16 protein-coding genes are annotated in these 22,376 nt (G+C 63.6%); 11 read left to right on the top strand and 5 right to left on the bottom strand.

Going from position 1 to position 22,376, the window contains the following annotated elements:
• The 3 genes from NHH73_12665 (at position 1) to NHH73_12655 (ending at position 4,277) form a co-directional block, all read left to right on the top strand.
• On the top strand, positions 1 to 321 hold the full coding sequence (locus NHH73_12665; protein ID USX29074.1) for a hypothetical protein: 321 nt from the start codon (positions 1 to 3) through the stop codon (positions 319 to 321).
• Between the two features lie 138 nt (positions 322 to 459).
• The gene (locus tag NHH73_12660; GenBank protein ID USX29073.1) at positions 460 to 2,613 is read left to right on the top strand and encodes a TonB-dependent receptor; all 2,154 of its coding nucleotides are present in this window, start codon (positions 460 to 462) and stop codon (positions 2,611 to 2,613) included.
• 206 nt (positions 2,614 to 2,819) lie between these two features.
• Positions 2,820 to 4,277, top strand: a complete 1,458-nt coding sequence (locus NHH73_12655) for a beta-lactamase family protein (protein ID USX29072.1) — start codon at positions 2,820 to 2,822, stop codon at positions 4,275 to 4,277.
• On the opposite strand, the gene NHH73_12650 is transcribed toward NHH73_12655, so the two are convergent.
• On the bottom strand, positions 4,274 to 4,861 hold the full coding sequence (locus tag NHH73_12650; GenBank protein ID USX29071.1) for a TetR/AcrR family transcriptional regulator: 588 nt from the start codon (positions 4,859 to 4,861) through the stop codon (positions 4,274 to 4,276). The two genes, NHH73_12655 and NHH73_12650, sit on opposite strands and share 4 nt — an antisense overlap.
• Before the next feature lie 60 nt (positions 4,862 to 4,921).
• On the opposite strand from NHH73_12650, the gene NHH73_12645 reads away from it, so the two are divergent.
• The gene (locus NHH73_12645) at positions 4,922 to 5,665 is read left to right on the top strand and encodes a glucose 1-dehydrogenase (protein ID USX29070.1); all 744 of its coding nucleotides are present in this window, start codon (positions 4,922 to 4,924) and stop codon (positions 5,663 to 5,665) included.
• Between the two features lie 14 nt (positions 5,666 to 5,679).
• Here NHH73_12645 and NHH73_12640 read toward each other — a convergent pair whose 3' ends face one another.
• Positions 5,680 to 6,726, bottom strand: a complete 1,047-nt coding sequence (locus NHH73_12640; protein ID USX29069.1) for a GGDEF domain-containing protein — start codon at positions 6,724 to 6,726, stop codon at positions 5,680 to 5,682.
• Between the two features lie 246 nt (positions 6,727 to 6,972).
• Entirely contained in the window at positions 6,973 to 7,587 is a 615-nt protein-coding gene (locus NHH73_12635; GenBank protein USX29068.1) for a hypothetical protein, read from the bottom strand.
• Between the two features lie 451 nt (positions 7,588 to 8,038).
• Between NHH73_12635 and NHH73_12630 the strand changes: the two genes are divergently transcribed.
• From NHH73_12630 to NHH73_12620, 3 genes are all read left to right on the top strand, one after another.
• Positions 8,039 to 8,662, top strand: a complete 624-nt coding sequence (locus NHH73_12630) for a VPLPA-CTERM sorting domain-containing protein (protein ID USX29067.1) — start codon at positions 8,039 to 8,041, stop codon at positions 8,660 to 8,662.
• A gap of 28 nt (positions 8,663 to 8,690) precedes the next feature.
• Positions 8,691 to 12,269 carry a pectinesterase family protein gene (locus NHH73_12625; protein USX29066.1) on the top strand — a complete coding sequence of 1,193 codons (3,579 nt, stop codon included), beginning with the start codon at positions 8,691 to 8,693 and terminating at the stop codon, positions 12,267 to 12,269.
• A gap of 173 nt (positions 12,270 to 12,442) precedes the next feature.
• A complete protein-coding gene (locus NHH73_12620; GenBank protein USX29065.1) occupies positions 12,443 to 14,119 on the top strand; it encodes an alkaline phosphatase family protein in 1,677 nt (558 codons plus the stop codon).
• Positions 14,120 to 14,180: 61 nt separating this feature from the next.
• Here the strand turns inward: NHH73_12620 and NHH73_12615 are convergent, their stop codons facing one another.
• Positions 14,181 to 14,549 carry a response regulator gene (locus tag NHH73_12615; GenBank protein ID USX29064.1) on the bottom strand — a complete coding sequence of 123 codons (369 nt, stop codon included), beginning with the start codon at positions 14,547 to 14,549 and terminating at the stop codon, positions 14,181 to 14,183.
• Between the two features lie 183 nt (positions 14,550 to 14,732).
• Between NHH73_12615 and NHH73_12610 the strand changes: the two genes are divergently transcribed.
• The 4 genes from NHH73_12610 (at position 14,733) to NHH73_12595 (ending at position 21,335) form a co-directional block, all read left to right on the top strand.
• Entirely contained in the window at positions 14,733 to 16,271 is a 1,539-nt protein-coding gene (locus NHH73_12610; protein USX29063.1) for a carboxylesterase family protein, read from the top strand.
• A 144-nt stretch (positions 16,272 to 16,415) separates the two neighbouring features.
• Complete coding sequence (locus tag NHH73_12605) at positions 16,416 to 18,815, top strand: M1 family metallopeptidase (protein USX29062.1); 2,400 nt, start codon at positions 16,416 to 16,418, stop codon at positions 18,813 to 18,815.
• Complete coding sequence (locus NHH73_12600) at positions 18,812 to 19,306, top strand: hypothetical protein (protein ID USX29061.1); 495 nt, start codon at positions 18,812 to 18,814, stop codon at positions 19,304 to 19,306. Before NHH73_12605 ends, NHH73_12600 begins: the two co-directional genes overlap by 4 nt.
• A complete protein-coding gene (locus tag NHH73_12595; protein ID USX29060.1) occupies positions 19,248 to 21,335 on the top strand; it encodes a TonB-dependent receptor in 2,088 nt (695 codons plus the stop codon). The genes NHH73_12600 and NHH73_12595 overlap by 59 nt, the downstream gene beginning before the upstream one ends.
• Here the strand turns inward: NHH73_12595 and NHH73_12590 are convergent, their stop codons facing one another.
• Positions 21,336 to 22,361 carry an aldo/keto reductase gene (locus tag NHH73_12590; protein ID USX29059.1) on the bottom strand — a complete coding sequence of 342 codons (1,026 nt, stop codon included), beginning with the start codon at positions 22,359 to 22,361 and terminating at the stop codon, positions 21,336 to 21,338.
• Positions 22,362 to 22,376 lie beyond the last annotated feature (15 nt).

The raw sequence follows: 22,376 nt of genomic DNA, 5'->3' as shown, positions 1-22,376 counted from the left end.
ATGACGCTCTCCCCGGCCACACAACATCGCAACACGCGCTACCAGCGCGTGGTGATGTTCTTCGTGCTGGTGTTCCTGGCGCTGCAACTGATCGGGGCGGTGTCGCATACGCACGCCTACACCGACGACCACAAAACCGATTGCGCGGCGTGCGAAATCACCGACATGCCGTTCGGCGCGCCGCCGCCACCGGCGCAGGTGGTTCCGGTGGCCTCGGTGGTCACCTACGCCGTCGCCGCGCTGCCGCGCCAGGCCTGGATCGCCAGCGCCGGCTACCTCACTCCCCCTTCGCACGCCCCGCCTTTCGCTGTTCTCTCCTGACCTGACGTCACCGTACCAACCGTAACGCCCCATTGCGCGCATTTGCGCAGCCGCGCGCCTGCCCGACACGTTTCGATTTGCCTCGATACGTAGCGGCAGGCCGGCGGCCTCACGCGCCCGAACATTCAAGGATTGAACATGCAACGCACTCCACAACTCCGCACCCTGCCACTGCTGCTGGCCGCCGCCTTTTACGCTTCACATGCCCACGCAGAGGACAGCGCTGCCGCCGACGGCGCCCCCGCGCCGATGCAGCAGGTCGACGTGATCGCCCACCTGAAAAGCGCGCGCATCGACCTCTCGCCCAACGTCGGCACCACCGTTTACTCGATCGACCGCCACATGATCGACCAACTGGGCCAGGGCGACAACACGCCGTTCAACGAAGTGCTGCTGCGCCTCCCCGGCGTGGCCCAGGACTCCAAGGCGTCCGGCTCGATCCACGTGCGCGACGACCACGCCAACGTGCAGTACCGCGTCAACGGCGTGCAGCTGCCGGAGAGTATCACCGGCTTCGGCCAGTCGATCGATACCCGCTTTGTGCAGCAGACCGATTTCATCACCGGCGCGCTGCCGGCACAATTCGGCCTGCGCACCGCCGGCATCGTCGACATCCAGACCAAGGAAGGCACGGGCAAATCGGGCGGCCGTGTCGGCGTGCTGGTGGGCAGCAACGACTACGTCGCGCCAAGCGCGGAATTCTTCGGCAACCAGGGCGCGTTCAACTACTACCTGTCGGGCAGCTATCTGACCAATAAAATGGGCATCGAAAACCCGCTGCCGACCCGCGACGCCATCCACAACGAAACCAAGCAGGCCAAATCGTTCGGCAGCCTGTCCTGGTTCCTCGACGACCAGACCCGTTTGGGCCTGATGTTCGGCACCTATAACGGCCGCTTCCAGATCCCGAACAACCCCGACCAGGCGCCGGCGTTTTCGCTCACCGCCCAAAGCGACGCCGCCGCCGGCACCAACAGCTTGCCGTCGTCCCGGCTCGACGAGCGCCAGCGGGAGGTCAACCGCTTCCTGGTGCTGTCGCTGCAAAAGAGCCTGGGCGACCTGAATTACCAGGTCTCGGCCTTCCATCAATACTCCGAGCTGCATTACACGCCTGACCCGGTGGGGGATCTGGTTTACAACGGCGTCGGCTCGAACACCCTGCGCTCGAACTCCTCCAGCGGCGTGCAGTTCGACGCCAGCTACAAGCTGAACGACACGCACACCGTGCGCACCGGCCTGGCCTACTCGCGCCAGAACACGCACAGCGACAACAGCGTCTCCGTGTTCGACATGAACGCCGACGGCACGCAGGCCGGCACCGATCCGCGCACCATCGTCGATAACAGCAGCCAGATCGGCAAACTGTCGAGCATCTACCTGCAGGATGAGTGGCATATCGCCGGGCCGCTGACGTTGAACTACGGCCTGCGCTACGACAAGGTGTCGGCCTTCATCAACGAGCATCAATGGAGTCCCCGTGTGAACCTGGCCTACCAGGTGGCCAAGGACACTTCGCTGCACGCCGGCTATTCGCGCTACTTCACGCCGCCACCGCAGGAGCTGGCCGCGCAGTCCAGCATCGACAAGTACGCCGGCACCTCGAACGCTCCGCAAGTGCCGGTGTCGGACAACGTCAAGGCCGAACGCACCAACTACTTCGACGCGGGCCTGAGCCACAAATTCAACGAGCAGTTGACGGTGACGGCGGACGCCTACTACAAGAAGATCCACAACATGCTCGACGAGGGACAGTTCGGCCAGGCGCTGATCCTGTCGCCGTTTAATTACGATCGCGGCTACGCCAAGGGACTGGAACTGTCGGCGGTCTACAGCGAGAAGGATTGGGGCGCCTTCCTGAACGTGACGTCGCAGAAGGCCAAGGCGCAGAACATCACCTCCGGCCAGTCGCTGTTCGCGCCCGACGAACTGGCGTACATCTCCAACCACTATATCTTTGTCGATCATGACCAGACCTACACCGTCTCGGGCGGCGCGCACTACCACTTCGGCGACTCGCAGGTCAGCGGCGACGTCCTGTACGGCAGCGGCCTGCGCATGACGCCGGACGGCGGCGCGCCGAATTCGGGCGCGCTGCCCGGCTATGTCACGGCCAACCTGACGCTCACGCATGACTGGAAAAACACCCCGGTCGGCAATGTCGAGGGGCGGCTGGCGGTGATCAACCTGTTCGACCGATCCTACCTGCTGCGCGACGGCTCCGGCGTCGGCGTCGGCGCGCCGCAGTACGGCGCGCGCCGCACGCTGTACGCCGGCCTGTCGACCAGCTTCTGACCATGAGCGCTGGCGCCGGAAGCAACACCGGCGCCGGCCTCGATTTCTTCGTGTGCGCCAGCGTGTGCCCGTTGTATTACGCAATCGATGTAGGCATAATCAACGCGAAGCCTTACGCGGAAGATGACATGCCCTGCCCTTATTTTGATCGTTGTGATGGTTGTGATCACCGCAACACTCGCCGGACCTCGACGGCAAGGGTGTAGATGGCGTCTCGCGCATTCCCCCGGCTGTTGGTCCGATCGCTGCTTGCCATCGGCGTCATCCTGATCATCCTGGCCGCTGCCGCGTGGGCGGTGATCGCCAATCCGCCGGAGCTGCTGCGCATCGGCGCCGCCTACGCCGCTAAAACCGTCTGTTCCAACGTTTTTGTCGCCGGCCGCGATAGCGCGGGCGTGCTGGCGCAAGACGTCCAGGCACCCGGCCATCCGATACTCGAACACCTGGAAGTTAGGATCGACCAGCAGCGCAAGGTGGTGCGCGCCGACTTGTTCGGCGTGATCGGCGGCGGCGTCGCCGTCTACCGTCCCGGCACCGGCTGCGCCGTGGTCCCCGATGGCGACATAGAACGAGCCTCGCTCTATAATTTTGTGCCGATCAAAATCTGGTCGCCGTCGCCCAGCGTGCCGTGGCCGACAGGCTCAATGGCGGAAACCGCGCCGGCGGTGCAGGCGCTGGTGAACCAGGACACGCTGTCCGGGCCCGGCATGCGCGGCATCGCCGTGATCCATCGCGGCCGGCTGGTGGCGCAGCGCTACGGAGACGGCTTCGCGCTGCGCACGCCGCTGCTGGGCTGGTCGCTGACCAAGACCGTCAACGCCGCCCTGGTGGGGATGCAAATCGCGGAAGGCAAACTGTCGCCGCAACAAAGCGGCTTCTGGCCGGCGGGCGCGGACGGCCGCTCGCAGATCGCGTTGACGCATCTGATGGCGATGAGCAGCGGTCTGGCGTTCGACGAGACCTATGGCGGCGTCTCCGACCTGACGCGCATGCTGTATCTGCAGCCCGACATGGCGGCCTACGCGGCGGCCCAACCCCTGGTGCAGCCGGCGGGCACACTATGGAACGATTCGAGCGGCACCGCGCTGCTGCTGTCGCGCATCTGGCAGCGCGCCGCGGCCGGCGCCACCGGGAATGAAGGCGCCCTCCCGGCCAAAAACGGTCCGGCATCGGCGGCCGTGCTGTCGCTGCCGCACGACCGGCTGTTCGCGCAGCTGGGCATGAGCAGCGCCTTGATCGAGGCCGACGCGCGCGGCAACCTGGTTGGCTCAAGCTATATGTTCGCCAGCACCCACGATTGGGCGCGCTTCGGCCAGTTCCTGCTGCAAGACGGCGTTTGGCAGGGCAAGCGCATGCTGCCGGCCGGCTTCGTGGAGTCCATGCGGCAGCCGGCGCCGGCGTCGGGCGGCCAATACGGCCAGGGCCAGGTCTGGCGCCACGGACCGCAAGGCGCCACGCCGCCGGGACAAAACCCCGACCTGCCGTTCAAACTCCCGGCGGATACCTTCTGGATGCTGGGCCACGACGGCCAGGCCATCGCCATCGTCCCCTCCAGGGGATTGGTGCTGGTGCGGCTTGGGCTGACGCCTGAGCGAATGAACTATCAGCCGCAAGCCCTGCTGGCGGCCATCATCCCTGCGCTGGAGCCGGATGTGGCCCGCTAATCCGCAGCTTTAACGCTTATACCATTCAGGAACAAGTCCACCAGATGTCCAATCCGTGACTTCGATGAACCGTCGTTTTCGATTGCGATCGAAATGGCGGTCAACACGTAAATGAAGTCGTCGAAAGTGACATCGGGGCGGATGGCGCCTGCTGCTTGTCCACGCTGAAGCAGGCGATGCCCTTCCGCGGTGATCGCATGGCATCCGGGCGTGCCGCATTGGATAACAGTCCCGATCGACGCGGCAAGGCTCTGGTAAATGCTCGTGTTCCTGGCAAGCTCCTCAAGGTAAGCGCGGAGCGCCTCGCCTGGCGCGAGTGCCGGGTCGCGGGCACGGCTGGTCTCCGCCAGCGACAGGAAACGCTCATTGCTGGTAGCGGCCAAAAGCGCCTCACGCGTGGGAAAGCGGCGATACAGCGTCCCGATACCGACGCCTGCGCGCTTGGCAACCTCCTCCAGCGCAACATCCGCTCCTTTTTCCAGGAAAAGCTGCTCGGCGGCAGAAAGGATCAGTTCGCGGTTTTTTTGCGCGTCGGCCCTGAGGGCAGGTTCATCACTCACAATTTTCCTTTTTTTGCTTGTCAAACGGAGGATACCTCCATATTATAAGTGGAGCAATCCTCCATTTACTGAAAAAGGGTAGAAATGATGAAACGTTTTGACAACAAGGTGGTCGTTGTAACGGGCGGCAGCGATGGCATCGGCCTCGCAACGGCGAAACTTTTCGCCATCGAAGGAGCGCACGTGTACATCACGGGGCGCCGGCAAGAACTGCTGGACGAGGCCGTGAAAGAGATCGGCCACGGGGCGGTCGGCGTGCAAGGTGACGTCAGCAAGGCCGCCGATGTCGCCCGGCTTTACGAACGGATCCAGCACGATCACCAAAGGGTCGACGTCGTGTTCGCCAATGCGGGCATTTACGAGGCCGCCCCGCTCGATACGATCGACGATACGCTTTTCGACTCGACCTTCAACGTCAATGTGAAGGGCGTGCTGTTCACCGTGCAGAAAGCATTGCCGCTGATGGCGGCGGGAAGCGCCGTCGTCCTCAACGGTTCCGTGGCTGCCAGTAAAGGGCTGCCCGGCCAGCCCCTGTATAACGCCAGCAAGGCGGCGGTGCGCTCGTTCGCCCGAAGCTGGACCACTGACCTGAAGGAGCGGGGCATCCGCGTGAACGTGGTCTCGCCTGGTGGAACAGAAACACGCATGATACGGAGCTACCTCGACGCGCAACCGGAAGTCGAAAAAGCACTGAATCAAAGCGTTCCGCTCGGGCGCTTGGGTGAGCCCGACGAAGTGGCGCGAGCAGTCCTCTTCCTCGCATCAAGCGAAAGCAGCTTTGTCGCTGGACATGAACTGTTTGTCGATGGCGGCGTGACCGCGGTTTAGGCAGCCCGGCGGTTTTATACCCGTTGCGTGTTCGCCGCCGGCGCCGAGTGGTTGTCCACCCGAACCGCGTTGCGGCCGCCCTGCTTGGCGGCGTACAGCATTTTATCGGCGCGCATCAGCCAATCCTCCGGCGTGCTGGATTTGTCCATGCCCGCCACGCCGATCGACACGGTAATCGGATGTCCTTCGATTAGCGGTTCCTCGGCGACCGCCGCGCGCAGGCCTTCGGCCAGGCGGCTGGCGGCGCCCAGGCCCGCGCCGGTGGCGATGATGGCGAATTCTTCGCCGCCGTAGCGGAAGATCTGGTCCGAGGAGCGGGTATGGTTGCGCATCAATTCGCACAGGCGTATCAGCACCTTGTCGCCGGCGGCGTGCCCGTGTCGGTCGTTGACCTGCTTGAAGTGGTCGAGGTCGAGCAGCAGCAGGCACGATCCCGGATGCGGCCTGCGTTCGGCGGCATAGGCTTCCAGCTTGCCATCCAGCGCGCGGCGGTTGCCCACGCCGGTCAGGAAGTCGCGCTCGACCTCCGTATGCAGTTCCTGGTTCTGCAAGCCGGTGCGATACGAGAAGATGTAGGCGAACAGGTTGACCAGCGAAATGGTCACCACCACCGTGAACAGGTTGAGCAAAGCCAGCTCGCGCGTCAGGATCGCCACCAGCACCAGCATCGACACGCTGTTGATCGCCAGCGCCACGGCGGGACGCAGCATGAAATAGGCGGCGATCATGGTCGGATAGACCCAGTACACCAGCGACAGGCCGCGCAGGTGGATGGTGGCCAGCATGCCGGCCGAATAGAACAGCGTCACCCCCAGGCTGGCGGCCTTGTACCGGCCGGTGCGCCAGACATCGACGATCACCGCCAGCATGGCCGCCACCAGCGCCAGATCGACGGCGGCGGAGATCCAGCTGCCCTGCAGCAGCCGGTAGATACCGAACGGCAGGATGCTCGGTATGCTCAATGCGCACATCAACAACAGGATGACTTCTTCCTTGCTGCGCTTGCGGCGCGCCGACACCCAGGCCAGCCGGCCGCCAAACATCTTCTCTAATTCAGGCATAAAAGGTGGTCAGTCGTCTCTTTGGTTTTTTTATATTTTTACGGAGGCTTCCTCGATCGCTTCGCGCTTGCTCTTTTCGGCCGCCCGCCAGTGGTTCGCCACTTCGACGATCAGCATACCATGCTTGGAGATGAGTCCCATCAGATCACAATCGGATCGCGTCCTTGTGCCTCAAGGGCGCACCCGCGAAAAAAAAGGCTTTGCCACGACGGCAAAGCCTTTTTTATGGATACTGACAGTGTGAAATCAGGCCAGCGCCGCAGCCACCACGCCATAGGCGCGATTGGCTTCGGTCAGCGAGAATGCCGATGGGCCGTCGACCAGCGCATCGGTCGAGCGCTCGCTGCTGCGGTAGGTGATCGGCAGCTGATAGCGGCGGCGTTCATCTTCGCTGATCTTGCCGTCGTTGTTGATGTCGGCGGCAGCATGTTCCTTGCTGCTGACGCCCAGCACGCCGTCTTCGCTCACGCCCGGCAACGGGTCCGGCGACACCAGGTTTTCCTGGGCGCCGTTGTCCAAGCCGTACTTGGCCTGGAAGATCTGGGTTTCCGGACGCATGGCCAGGCGTTTCAGGCCGTCGTCAAATTGTTTCAGCGCTTCTTTCAGGCCGGTGTCATCCGACTCCGTGACGGCCTTGACCATGGCGCTGGCCTTCTCGGCGGCGCTGACTGTGTTGCTGGCCTCGCTGGAATCGACTTGCGTCGGCGCGTTAAAGCCAGGCAGCGAGAGATACGAGGCCACGGAAGCATTCAGTTCGAAGCTTTGCGGCTCGTTCGATGGATCACGGTTTTTGTTTGGGTCGAGCGCCGCCTCTGCAACAACTGCTGCAAACCGGGTGGCGCCACCTATGGCATTTATCATAATCATCATCGACTCCTGTTGGGAGATTCCTCACAGCACGATTTTAACAAGAAATTTACCAACAAGCACCATTTTTAGCGGCCCGCGAGCCCAAATAGTTGATTTTTCGCACGAAAAATTCAGCCCATCATCGTCAGAATTTATCACAACGAGATTGTTATAGTTTCTATTCATAGCGCCAATTTCCAGCATGGCGGGCGATGTTGTTTTATTGGCCAGTCCACCTTGCGGGATTGGTCAGACCACCGTAGAATTGGCTTGAGGAATTGGCAAATTTACATCGCCATCCAGTGCCAGAGCTTCGGGGCTGCACGTCCTTTACGACAGATTTTTGACCAACCACGAGCTCGGCGCTTCCTGCGCCCTCCTCGCGGTGGCACGGCATACGCGAGGTGTGCCGACCGGCGACCGGCAAAGACCGGCGTTGTTGAACTCAATATCTGGAGACAAAATGCACACCTCATTACAAAAAGCCGTGGCCGCCGCATGTTTTGCGCTGGCCGCCGGCGCCGCGCACGCGGCCGCCGATCCGCTGCACAACGCCATCATCACCGCCAGCTACAACGGTCAACCCGGCGGCATGCTGGGCGCCGACCACCTGTTCGCCGATGAAGCGGGCAGCAATGTCAGCGGACTCGATCCGATCGAGCCGGGAACCGAATTCCTCACCAGCGACTACCTGCTGGGGTTCGACTTCGCGCCCGACGGCCGCCTGACCATCTTCAACAACGGCGCCCTCCCCGCCGGCGCCTACAGCGCCACCTTCGATTTCGGCGCCAGCCTGGCCGCGCCCATCGTCGGCTTCAGCGTGCTCGATGCCGGCACCACCAGCGGCGCGCCGGTCCTCAACATCGTCAATGGCCACACCATCTCGATCGACCTGTCCGGCGTGACGTGGAACGGCGACTTCAGCGCGCTGACCACCGGTATCACCTTGCAGGGACCGGTGACGGCGGTGCCGGAACCCGCCACCGCCTGGATGATGATGGCCGGCCTGGCAGGCATCGGCATGCTGGCCCGCCGCCGCGCGGGTGGCAGCAAAACCGGTACCGATACCGATACCCCGGCACGCTAACAACGCCCGCCCAAACAAGGAGCTTCACATGAAACTGACACGCTTCAGGGCGGCGTTACGCCTGTCCTGTTCACTCCCCATTCTGCTGTCGTTGATGGCAGCCGGCGCCGCCACCATCGATCCCGCGCTGCACACCGCGCCGGCCGACGGCTTCGCCGGCCAGGCCGGCGGCACCATCGGCGGTTCCGCCGCGATCCCGGCGCAGATCTACACCGCCACCAATCGCGCCGAGCTGCTGGCGGCGCTGCGGCGCGGCGCCGCCACTCCCAAGATCGTCAAACTGCGCGGGACCATCGACATGAGCGAAGGCGTTCCATACGCGAACACCGGCGACCAGGCCAGCCGGGGCCTGATACGCCTGCCCAGCAACACCACCCTGATCGGCGAAGGCGCGGGCGCCGGCATCGTCAACGGCCATATCGTCGTCGCCGGGGTCTCCCAGATCATCGTGCGCAACCTGAAGATCGTCAATCCCTGCGACGTCGGCCCGATCTGGGACCCGAACGACGGCGCCCTGGGCAACTGGAATTCGGCCTTCGACGCCATCGGCGTGACCACCTCGGATCACGTCTGGATCGATCACAACACCTTCACCGACGGCGCCATGACCGACGATAAGCTGCCGATCGAGAATGGCCAGATCAAGCAGTGCCACGACGGCGCGGTCGACATCACCAAGGCGTCGGACTATGTGACGGTGTCGTACAACGTCTTCGGCCAGCACCGGAAAAACAACCTGATCGGCTCCAGCGACAACGACCCGGCCGACACGGGCAAGCTGCGCGTCAGCTTCAGCAACAACGTCTTCCGCGACATCGTCAGCCGCGCGCCACGTGTGCGCTATGGCCAGATCCACATGTTCAACAACTACTTCGTCGGCAGCAAGGCGAACCCGGCGTACCCGCACGAATACTCGATCGGCGTGGGCCACGCTTCGCAGGTCCTGTCGCATAACAATGTGTTCGACATCGCCGGCGCCCCAGGTACGCCGGTTCGCTGCGACGACGTCATCGAACCGATAGGCGGCACCATCCCCGGCGCCTTCAAGGACACCGGATCGACGCTCAACGGCGCCGCGCTGGCCGGCTGCTCGGTGCCGAACGGCGTCGCTTTCGCCGCGCCGTATGCGTATGCGGCGCGTCCACTGGCGCTGGTCAAGGCCAACGCCCTGGCGCAGGCCGGCGGCGGCAAGCTGACGACCACCATCAACGGCAGCGGCGATGTCACGCCCGACACCACCGTCACGCTGAACTGCCCGCCGTCGGGCCTCTACTTCTGCGACGACTTCCAGAGCGGCGGGACCGCCAACTGGAACCTGTTGCCGGTCGCCGGCGCCAACGGCAGCTTCAGCGTCAAGGCCGAGAGCATCGGCGCGACCAACATGGTGATGCAGTACACCGCCGCCTCCACCGGCGGCGTGCTGGCCCTGCTCAAGCCAACCGCGTTGAGCGCGGTGCCGTCGGCGGACTACTACGTCGAGGCGCGCATCAAGCCGATGACCAACAGCACCACCGGCAACAAGCAGCTGTATCTGATCACCCGTTACAAGGACGCAGCCAACTGGTACGGCGCCGGCCTGAATGTGCAGAACTCCAGCGCCACCACGCAGGTGGAGATCGCGCGCATGCTCAACGCCACGTTGTCGCGGCCCAAACAGGCGCGCAAGCCTATCCTGATGGACGCCCAGTTCTACACGGTGCGCTTCGAGATGATCGGCACCTCGCTGACAGTCTACCTGGACGGCGAGGCGCTGGGCACCGTCACCGACGCGTCGTTCGCGGAGCGCGGCCTGGTCGGCCTGTACACCACCAACAAGTCGTTCCAGATCGACGACGTGCGCATCGGCGATCCATCGCTCAAGCCCGCGCAGCTGACGCTCAATCCGGCCTCGCTGAACTACATCGCCGAGGTGGGCGACACGCCGTTCACCGTCAACGTCAACGCCGTCAAGCCGGACGGCACGGCGGACACCTTCGCCGCCACCTCCAGCAAGCCTGGCGTGGCCGCCGTCGCCAGCAGCGGCGGTACCTTGACCATCACGCCGGTCGGCGCGGGTACCGCCACCATCACCGTCACCAGCGGCTCGGACGCCACGCTGCAGCGGACCATCGCGGCCACCATCAGCCCGCAGTTCGTGCAGCCGTCGCAAGCCTACCCGCTGAACGGCGCCACGCAGCCGGCGGCCGCCGCGCCATGGGCCCACGTCGACGCCGCGCTCAAGCTGACCTTCGACACCCCGCCGACCTTGGGCGCGGGCGGCAGCATCCGCATCTTCCGCAAGGCCGACGACGCGCTGGTCGATGTCATCCGCCTGTCCGGCGAGACCGATACGCTGGGCTACGCCGGACAGGCGGCGGTCCGCAAGGTCAACACCACGCCGATCACCATCAGCGGCAACACGGCAACCATCAAACCGCATAGCAACAAGCTTGAATACGGCACGGAGTACTATGTCGCCATCTCCAACGGCGTGTTCACCGGCGCCTCGCTGGGCGGCATTCCGTTCGTCGGCATCGGCAAGCTGGGTGACTGGTCGTTCACCACCCGCGCGGCGGGACCGGCGCCGGGCAGCGCCGGCGTGACCGTGGGCGCCACCGAGGACGCCGACTTCGCCACCGTGCAGGCGGCGCTCAATTATGCGATGAAGGATGTGGCGGCCGACGATCCGCTGACCATCACGGTGCGCAACGGCACCTACACGGAACTGCTTTACCTTCGAGGCAAGAACAACGTCGCCATCGTCGGCGAAAGCCGCGACGGAGCCGTCATCCAGTACACCAATTACGACAGCCTGAATAGCGGCACCGGCGGCAGCCAGTCGCCCGACAGCCCGGCGACATCGGGCGGACGCTCGGTGATGCTGGTGGAAGCGGCGGACATGCTGACCCTCGACACGCTCACGCTGCGCAACACGACGCTGCGCTCGAGCGCCATCTCGGCCCAGGCGGAGACGATCTACTTCAACAGCGACAACGGCCGGCTGGTGGTGAAGAACGCCGCCTTCTTCAGCGAACAGGATACCTTGAACCTGAAGGGCTACGCCTGGTTCTACCGCAGCCTGGTCGCAGGTAACGTGGACTTCATCTGGGGCGGCAGCCGCGCGGCACTGTTCGAGGAAAGCGAAATCCGCTCCGTCGGCGATACCACCAGCGCCACCGGCGGCGGCTACATTTTGCAAGCGCGCGTGCCCAACGCCACCGACAAGGGTTTCGTCTTTCTGAACAGCCGCCTGACGCACGGTCCCGGTCCGGGCCCGCTGCACGGCGACGTGCCGGACGGCGCCACCTGGCTGGCGCGCAGTCCCGGCGGCACCGCCACGTGGGACAACATCGCCTTCATTAACACCAGAATGGATACCCACGTCGCCGCTGCGGGATGGGCCGGCGCGGGTGTTAACGGCCAGCCTGCCCCCAATCCGGTGACCCCGACGGCGGCCAGCGGCTGGCGCGAATACGGAACCACCACCCTGGCCGGCGATCCGGTCAACCTGGCTGCGCGCGTAAGCGGCTTCCAATTGAGCGCATCGGATGTCGCCGCCGGTTTCGCCAACCGCGCGTTGGTATTCTCCGCCTGGAACGGCGGCGCGGGTTGGGACCCGCAGCCATAGCGGTCGGGGGATTGCCGCCAGCGGCTGATTGAAGGCACGCGGCTCGATGCAGCCCGGCCTTCAATCCTGTCACGTCATCGTCATAAGAATGATGTAGCATACCGGGGCGCATGATAGGCTATGCGGTTTCGCCAAACGCTTTTGCTAACCTTCCCACCTGACGACGAACCAACATGACGAAGAAATTGTCCCTGCCCGTACTCGCGATCGCGAGTGCCTGTTTCGCCTTACACGCCGGCGCCATCGCCGCGCCGGCCGCCAAGGCCACCACCGCCAACGCCCAGCCCAAGCTGGTCGTGGTGCTGGTGATCGACGGGCTGCCGAATGAACAGGTGCAGCGCTACCGCGACCAATTCGGCGAGGGCGGCTTCCGCCGCCTGCTGGACCAGGGCGCGTCGTTCAGCAACGCGCACCAGGCGCACGGCGTGACCGTCACCGCGATCGGCCACAGCGCCGTGCTGACCGGCGCCTACCCCTACGTCCACGGCATCATCGGCAATAACTGGATCGATCCGGTCACCAAAAAATCGGTGTACTGCACCGAGGACACCAACTACACCTACATCGGCGAGCACACCGATCCGAGCGACGGCACCGCGCCGACCAGGCTGCGGGTCGACACGCTGGGCGACCAGCTGCGCTACGCCACGGGCGACCGCAGCAAGGTCGTCGCCGTCTCGGGCAAGGACCGTGGCGCGATTCTGCTGGCCGGTAAAACCGGCACCGCGTACATGTACATGGAACAAACCGGCAATTTCGCCAGCAGCACCTTTTATATGAAGTCGCACCCGGCGTGGGTGCAGGCGTACCAGGCGACCAAGCCGCAGGACCGCTACTACGGCAAGGCGTGGGCGCCGCTGCTGCCGGAAGCGGCCTACGCCGGCGACGCCAGCGAGGAACTGACCCCGGCCAAGCCGGGTGGCCACAACCGCCTGCCCTACACCTACTACAGCGAGAGCGGCCAGGTCGATTCCGGCTACTACAACAACCTGAAAACCGGTCCGTTCCTCGACCAGCTGACGCTGGACTTCGCGCGGGCCGCGATCGAAGGCGAAAACCTCGGGCGCAATCCGTCCGGGGTGCCGGACCTGCTGGGCGTGAGCCTGTCGGCGCACGATTACGTCAACCACGCCTTCGGCCCGGAGAGCAAGCTGTCGCACGACCACCTGCAGCGGGTCGACCGCATGCTGGGGCAGTTCTTCAACTACCTCGACAAACGGGTGGGGATGGACAATGTGCTGGTGGTGCTGACGGCCGACCATGGATTCGCCAACACGGCCGAATTCTCGCAGTCGCGCCATCTGGACGCGCAGCGCATCAAGGGCGATCAGCTGATGAAGGATATGGGCCAGTATCTGTCGGATAAATTCGGCGGCGCCAAGCTGCTGACCGCATGGTCGCTGCCTAACATCCACCTGGACTACGCGCAGATCGACAAGAGCGGCCTGCGCCGCGCGGACGTGGAAAACGCCGCCGCGCAATTCCTGCTGCAGCAAAAAGGCATCGCGGACGTCTTTACCCGCACGCAGTTCGAGAGCGGCGCCGTGCAAGGCACGCGCATCGCCACCTTGATGCGCCGGGCGTGGAACCGTGAATCATCGGGCGACCTGATGGTGATCACCAAGCCATACTGGTACTTCGGCTACGGCGACACCGGCACCACGCACGGCTCGCCGTACGCGTACGACACCAATGTGCCGTTGCTGATCATGGGTAAGCGCTGGATCAAGCCGGGCAACTACGGCCAGTATGCGGAAGTTGTCGACATCGCGCCGACCCTCGCCAACATCCTGCGCGTTCGGCCGCCGTCCGGCGCCGAAGGCCGGGTTCTGACCGAGACCTTGCGTTAAGCTGCGGGCGGCTCGTGGCGGGTTACGCCGTTCCGGCTAATCCGCCCTACGTATCTCTGCTTTAATTGAGGCTGGCCAGGTACTGATTCAAATGCTCGAAATTGAGCGGCTTCGAAAAATGGTGGCTGAAGCCGGCCGCCATCGCCTTGCGCGCCGAGTCGCTGTCGGCGGAGCCACTCAACGCAATAATCGGCAAGGCCTGCGTGCCTGGCATGCGGCGAATCGCCCGCACCGCGCCGAAACCGTCCATCCACGGCATCCCCAAATCCATGATGATCGCCTTCGGCATGCCGTCGCGCACCGAGTCGCAGGCCTCGTAGCCGTTATGCGCGGCCGACGTCTCGTAGCCGTGGCACTGCAGCAGCGCCGATAACGACTCCACCACATCGACGTTGTCGTCGACGACCAGTACCTGTTTTGCGTTTGCCATGTTTACCTCTTTGTTGATGAGTTCGATGAGTTCGATGAGCTCGATAAGCCATCCTAACAATGCCTAAACGCAATGTATGTTCGCTAGCGCACCTTGGCCGACGGTCGCGAAATCGAAAATCGTTCGCCAATGGAAGGGCTTCCAGCTATAGTTGCCACTCCTTCCTTTTTGACCCAAAAAGACATGAATAAATTCGGTTTGCTGCTGATCGCCTCCGGCGTTTTCGCCTCTTCACTCACAGCGTACGCCGCGACGTCCAGCGCGCCGCGCGCCACCACCGCCACCGGCGTGGTGCAAGGCACGCTGGAGGCGTCCGGCGTGACATCCTATAAAGGCATTCCGTTCGCCGCGCCACCGGTGGGCGATTTGCGCTGGAAGGCGCCGCAGCCGGCGCAGAAGTGGAAAGGCGTGCGCAAAGCGGACCATTTCGGCCCGCGCGCGATGCAGCTGCCGCTGTTCGGCGACATGGTGTTCCGCTCCGATGGCGTGAGCGAAGACTGCCTGTATCTGAACGTCTGGACGCCGGCCAAATCGCCGAAGGAGAAGCTGCCGGTGCTGGTGTACTTCTACGGCGGCGGCTTTGCCGCCGGCGACGGCTCCGAGCCGCGCTACGACGGCGAGTCCATGGCCGCCAAGGGCATCGTCACACTGACCGTCAATTACCGCCTCAACGTGTTCGGCTTTTTGGCGCACCCGGAATTGAGCGCCGAGTCGCCCCACAAGGCATCCGGCAATTACGGCCTGATGGACCAGGCGGCGGCGCTGAAATGGGTCAAGAATAATATCGCGGCCTTTGGTGGCGACCCGGCGCGCGTGACGATCGCCGGCGAATCGGCCGGCTCCTGGTCGGTCAGCGCGCAGATGATTACGCCGCTGTCGAAGGGATTGATCGCCGGCGCCATCGGCGAAAGCGGCTCGCTGCTCGGCATGCACCCGCCTCCTCCGCTGGCCGAGGCTGAGAAGACCGGCGCCGCCTTCGCCGAGAAGATCGGCGCGCCGACCCTGGCCGCGCTGCGCGCGCTGCCGGCGCAGCAGCTGCTCGAGACGCTGCGCCAGCCTGGAGCCCCTTGGTTCAGCGCGACGCAGGACGGCTATGTCCTGCCACGCGCACCGGGCGCGATGTACGCCGCCGGCGAACAGGCCAAAGTGCCGCTGCTGGCCGGCTGGAACTCGCACGAGAGCGACTATAAACGGGTGCTGGAAGACGCCGAGCCAACCGAGGAAAACTTCAACGCCGCGTTGAAAAAATTCTACGGCGAGCGGGCCGGCGCCGCGCGCGTCGCCTACCCCGGCGACGTGAAGCAGGCGGCGACCGACCTGGCCAGCGACGGCTTCATTGTCTACGGCACCTGGAAGTGGATCGACACGCACGCGCGCACCAGCGGCAAACCGGTGTATCGTTATTACTACAGCCGCCCGCGTCCCGGCGACCCCGGCGCCGCCCACTCGGCCGAAATCGAATACGCCTTGGGTAACCTGAACCTGAATAAAGTGTATGCATGGACCGGCGACGACCGCGCGCTGTCGACCGTGATGCAAGGCTACTTCGCCAACTTCATCAAGACCGGCAATCCGAATGGCGCTGGCCTGCCGGAATGGCCGCAAGCGAGCAACGGCGCGGGTTCCCGCCTGATGCACCTGGACGCGACGTCGCGCGCCGTCACCGCCACCGACGACGCCCGCTTCCAGTTCCAGGACGCCGAGATGCAGAAAAAGCACTGACCGGCGCGGGCGGCGACGAAGACGGTTTAAGTAAATAATATAAACCGTATCATCGATTGTATTTTATTGTATCTGCCGGTGATACTTTGAAAACTTGCTATACACTAGTTCCTTTTCTTCTGACTAAGATCAGGAACACAGAATATGCGCAAAACATTCGGCTTCGTCGCCATTTGCTTTACGGTATCCGCATTTGCGGCGGAGCCTTTCGATGACAAGTTCCGCCAGCTGGACGAGGTTCTCCCCAGCGCAAACACCTACCGCACCGCCTCCGGCGCCCCTGGCGCCGCTTACTGGCAGCAGCGCGCGGACTACACCATCCGCGCGACGCTGGACGAAGCCAAACGCTCGCTCACCGGCAGCGAGCAAATCCGCTACCACAACAAATCTCCCGATACGCTCAGCTACCTGTGGGTGCAGCTGGACCAGAACATCTACAAAAAAGACTCCGACGCGCGTCTGATGATGACGCAGCCGTCGCGCGAGGCGTGGGCCAAGCCGGCGACGCCTGACGACAGCTACAAGTTCGAAGGCCTGCGCGGCGTACTGGCTGGCCGCGACTTCGACGGCGGCTTCAAGATCAAGAGCGTGAGCGCTGGCGGCCAGCCGCTGAAATACGTCATCAACCGCACGATGATGCGCATCGACCTGCCGACGCCCTTGAAGCCGGGCCAGAGCTACGCCTTCAATATCGACTGGTCCTACAACATCAACGAGCAGAAGGTGCTCGGCGGGCGGTCCGGCTACGAGAGCTTCGAGGAAGACAAGAACGACCTGTTCGAGATCGCCCAATGGTTCCCGCGCATGGCCGCCTACTACGACGTGACGGGCTGGCAGCACAAGCAGTTCCTGGGCGCCGGCGAGTTCACGCTGGAATTCGGCGATTACGACGTGCAGTTGACCGTGCCGGCCGACCACGTGGTCGCCTCCACCGGCGACCTGCAAAATCCCGGCGAGGTACTGAGCGCAGCGCAGCGCGACCGCCTGGCCAAGGCGAAGACCGCCACCAAGCCGGTGCTCATCGTCACCCAGGAGGAAGCGGAGAAGGCCGAGAAATCCGTCAGCACCGCCACCAAGACCTGGCACTACAAGGCCGCCAACGTACGCGACTTCGCGTGGGCGTCGAGCCGCAAGTTCATCTGGGACGCGCAAGGCTACAAGAAGGACGGCACCAACGTGATGGCGATGTCCTACTATCCGAAGGAAGGCAATCCACTGTGGGGCCAGTACAGCACCCAGGCCATCATCCATACCATCGAGCAGTACAACAAGTACAGCTTCGACTATCCCTACCCTGCGGCGATCTCCGTCAACGGCCCGGTGGGCGGCATGGAATATCCGATGATCTCGTTCAACGGCCCGCGTCCGACCAAGGACAAAAAGACCGGCGCGCTGACCTGGTCGCAGCAGACCAAGTATGGCCTGATCGGCGTGATCATCCACGAGGTGGGCCACAACTACTACCCGATGATCATCAACTCGGATGAGCGCCAGTGGACCTGGATGGATGAAGGCCTGAACACCTTCGTGCAGTATCTGGCCGAGCAGGCGTGGGAACAAAACTACCCGTCGCGCCGCGGCGAGCCGCGCAACATCGTCGACTACATGCGCAGCAAGAACCAGGTGCCGATCATGACCAACTCGGAGTCGCTGCTTCAGTTCGGGAACAACGCCTACGCCAAACCGGCCACCGCGCTCAATATCCTGCGCGAGACCATCCTGGGACGCGAGTTGTTCGACTACGCCTTCAAGGAGTACGCCAGCCGCTGGAAGTTCAAGCGCCCCACCCCGGCCGATTTCTTCCGCACGATGGAAGACGCCTCCGGGACGGATCTGGACTGGTTCTGGCGCGGCTGGTTCTATACCACCGACGCGGTGGACATCAGCGTCGACGGCATCAGCGAATACGGCGTGAGCACCAAGGACCCGGAAAAGGAAAAGGCCTGGAAGAAGGCGCAGAAAGAGGCGGAGCCGGTTTCGGTGTCGCAGCAGTTGAACAAGACGATGCCCAAGCGCCTGGACAGCCATCCGGAGCTCAAGGACTTCTACAACGAGCATGACGAATTCACCGTCACCAACAAGGACCGCAACAGCTACGCCGAGGCGATCGAAAAACTGGAGCCATGGGAGAAGAAGCTGCTCGATCAGGGCAAGCACCTGTACCTGGTGGACTTCTCGAACGTCGGTGGCCTGGTCATGCCGCTGGTGCTGGAAATTGAACTCAAGAGCGGCAAGAAGTACATCGAGCGCGTTCCAGCCGAAGTATGGCGCTTCTCGCCGAAGAAGATCACCAAATTGATCGTCACCGACGAGCCGATGGTCGGCCTGGTGCAGGACCCGTATTGGGAAACCGCCGATATCGACACCAGCAACAACGCCTGGCCGCGCAAGCTGACGCAGTCGCGCGTGGAGTTGTTCAAGACCCAACGTGACCGCAACAACCTGATGCGCGACTTTAATACGCCGCTCAAAACCAAAGGCGACAAGTCCACCGGCAAAGAAGACGGCAAGGAAGATGACCATAAGGACGCGGCGGGCGAATGACGCTGCGCGCCTTACGCTCGTTGACGGCCGCCGTGCTGGCACTCGCCTGCACGGTGGCCGGCGCCCATAATTTTCACATGGGCATAGCCGATATCAGCTACAACGACCGCACCGGCAATACGGAGATCGTGCACACCTACACGTCGCACGACGTCTCCACCCTGCTCACCAATCTGTACGGCCGCAGTTTCGACCTGGGCCAGGCGGACAGCGAACAGCCGCTGCGCCGCTACGTCGAAAAGCAGTTCCAGCTTGCCGGTCCGGATAACAAACGCCTGCCGCTGCAATGGGTCGGCGTGAAAGCGGACGCCGACAGCGTCGTCATCTTCCAGGAGATCGCCGGCACGAAACTCAAACCCGGCACTCGCATTCACAACGCCCTGCTGATAGACTTCCTGCCTTCGCAAAAGAATACAGTGAACCTGCAAACAGATGGCGCCATCCAAACCCTCATTTTCGATCAAGACAGCATCGATCAAACCGCCCGCTAAGCGGCTGCTTCCCGTGATGCTGGCGGCGATCGCCTTCCAGTCTCCTGTCCACGCCGACGACCTGCTGCAAAGAGTGACCATCGACGGCTCGCGCGCCAACCAGCTTGGCCTGGCCGATGCGGCCAGCGCGGGCAGCGTGTCGCAAAAGGAGCTGGCCGCGCGCACCGTCTACCGTCCCGGCGAACTGCTCGAAGCAATGCCAGGCCTTATCGTCAGCCAGCATAGCGGCGAGGGCAAGGCCAACCAGTTTTACCTGCGCGGCTTCAATCTGGACCACGGCACCGACCTGCGCACCACGGTCGACGACATGCCCGTCAACCAGCGCAGCCACGCTCACGGCCAGGGTTGGACCGATCTCAATTTCCTGATACCGGAACTGGCGGTGCGGCTCGATTACAAAAAAGGCCCCTACTCCGCCGAGGAAGGCGACTTCGCCTCCGCCGGCACGGCGTCGGTGGTGTACGCGAACCGGCTGACGCAAGGCCTGGCGAGCGTCTCGGCCGGCCAGAACGGCTATGGACGCGCGCTGCTCGCGGATTCCGTGGAACTGCCGCGCGGCAGCCTGCTGTACGCGCTGGAAGTGCTGCACAACGACGGCCCGTATGAAAACCCGGACAACTATCAAAAGCTCAACGCCGTGCTGCGCTACAGCGAAGGCTACGCCAACAACGGCTTCAATGTCAGCCTGATGGCGTATCGCGCGGACTGGAACGCCACCGACCAGATCCCGCTGCGTGCTGTGCGCGACGGCCAGATCGGCCGCTATGGCGCCATCGACCCGACCGACGGCGGCGCGGCGCACCGCTACAGCCTCTCCGGCGCATGGCGCCGCACGACGCAGGACAGCTCCTCCAAGGTCAACGCCTACATCATCGCCAACCAGCTGGATCTGTTCTCCAACTTCACTTACTTCATGGACGATCCGGTGCGGGGCGACCAGTTCGCGCAACCGGACAAGCGGGTGACCAGCGGCCTGAATGCGAGCCACAGCTGGCACCAGCACGGCGACGGCTGGAACAGCGAAACCACCGTCGGTTTGCAACTGCAGATCGATAATATCTTCAATGGTTTGTACAACACGCAGGCGCGCCAGCGGATTTCCACCACGCGAAAGGACCACATCGTCGAATCCAGCGCAGGGATGTTTGCCGAGAACAGCACGCGCTGGAACGACGCCTGGCGCACGGTCGCGGGCGCGCGTATCGACGGCTACCGCTTCGATGTCGGCAGCGACCTGGCGGCCAATTCCGGCACTGCCAACGACCACCTCGTCAGCCCCAGCCTGAGTGTTATCTACGGACCGTGGAAGACGGCCGAGCTGTACGCCAATATCGGCACTGGGTTCCACAGCAACGACGCACGCGGCACCACGATCCGCATCGATCCGAAGACCGGGCTGGCGACGGACAAAGTCTCGCCGCTGGTGCGGTCGCGCGGCATGGAACTGGGTGCGCGCAGCACCTGGCTGCCAGGCCTTCAATCGTCACTGTCGTTGTATCGTCTGGATTTCGATTCCGAGCTGACCTTCGTCGGCGACGCCGGCACCACCGAGGCGGGTCCGCCAAGCCGCCGCTACGGCGTGGAATTCTCGAACTACTACAAGCCGCTCAAATGGCTGTCGGTCGATCTGGATTTGGCTTATGCGCGTGCGCGCACACGCGGCGATGCGGCGGATGGCAACCGCATCGCCGGAGCGATCGAGGGCACCGGCCAGCTGGCGGTGACGGTAGATAATGGCGGGCCGTTTTCCGGCTCGCTGAAGTTGCGCTACTTCGGTCCGCGTCCGCTGATCGAGGATAACAGCGTACGCTCCAATTCCAGCATGACCTTGAACGGCCGGCTGGGCTGGAAGATCGCCAGGGACCTGTCGCTGGAACTGGAGGCGTTCAACCTGACCAACCGCCGCGATTCCGCCATCGATTACTACTACGCTTCGCAGTTGAAGGGCGAAGCGGAGCCGGTGACCGACATCCACTTCCACCCCATCGAATCGCGCTCGCTGCGGGCGACGCTGATCAAAACCTTCTAATCAACCCGCGCGCTCGTTCAGCATCGGGAAGCCGCGCTGGTGCCACACCGGATAGGCCGGCGACACGTCGCTGGCCGCTTCCAGCAACGCGTTCTGCTCCGCGCTCAAACGCCAGCCGGTGGCGCCGATGTTATCGATCAGTTGCTGTTCGTCGCGCGCGCCGATGATGACGCTGGAGATGGTCTTCTTCCCCAGCAGCCAGTTCAGGGCCACTTGCGGCACGGTCTTGCCGGTTTGTTCGGCCACCACGTCCAGCGCGTCGATGATGCGGAACAGGCGCTCGTCCTCGAAATGCGGGCCGGTGCCGGCGATATCGTGCGCGCGGGTGCCCGGCTTGGCGGGCTGCCCGCGCCGGATCTTGCCAGTCAGCTTGCCCCACCCCAGCGGACTCCAGACCATCGCGCCGACACCCTGATCCTCGGCCAGCGGCATCAGCTCCCATTCATAGTCGCGGTTCAGCAGCGAGTAGTAGACCTGGTGGGCGACGTGGCGCGGATAGCCGTAGCGGTCCGACACCGCCAGCGATTTCATCATGTGCCAGCCGGAGAAATTGGAGCCGCCGATGTAGCGCACCTTGCCATCGCGGACCAGCTGGTCCAAGGTGGACAGCGTCTCTTCGACCGGGGTGTTGTCGTCCTGGCCGTGCAGCTGCAGCAGGTCGATATGCTCGACGCCCAGCCGCTTCAGGCACTTGTCGACGGCATCGATCAAATGCTGGCGCGAGGAGCCGAAATCGTTGGCGCCGTCGCCGGTGGGGAACGTGACTTTGGTGGAGATGAGCAGGCGATTGCGCTTGCCCTTGATGGCTTGGCCCAGCACTTCCTCGGCCAGGCCATCCGAATAAACGTCGGCGGTGTCGAACATCGACACGCCGTGTTCAAGGCAGACATCGATCAGGCGCGTAGCGCCGCCGGCATCGGTGTTGCCCCAGGCTTTGAAGAAGTCGTTGCCCCCTCCAAAAGTCGCCGTGCCAAAACTGAGCTCCGGCACGCGCAAACCTGATTTTCCTAAACGATTGTGATTCATGGCTACCCTCCAGAA

Source organism: Oxalobacteraceae bacterium OTU3CINTB1 (assembly GCA_024123955.1).
Taxonomy (GTDB): Bacteria; Pseudomonadota; Gammaproteobacteria; order Burkholderiales; family Burkholderiaceae_D; genus Rugamonas.
The sequence above is the reverse complement of the archived record's forward strand: the minus strand, read 5'-3'. Positions and strand labels throughout refer to the sequence as shown.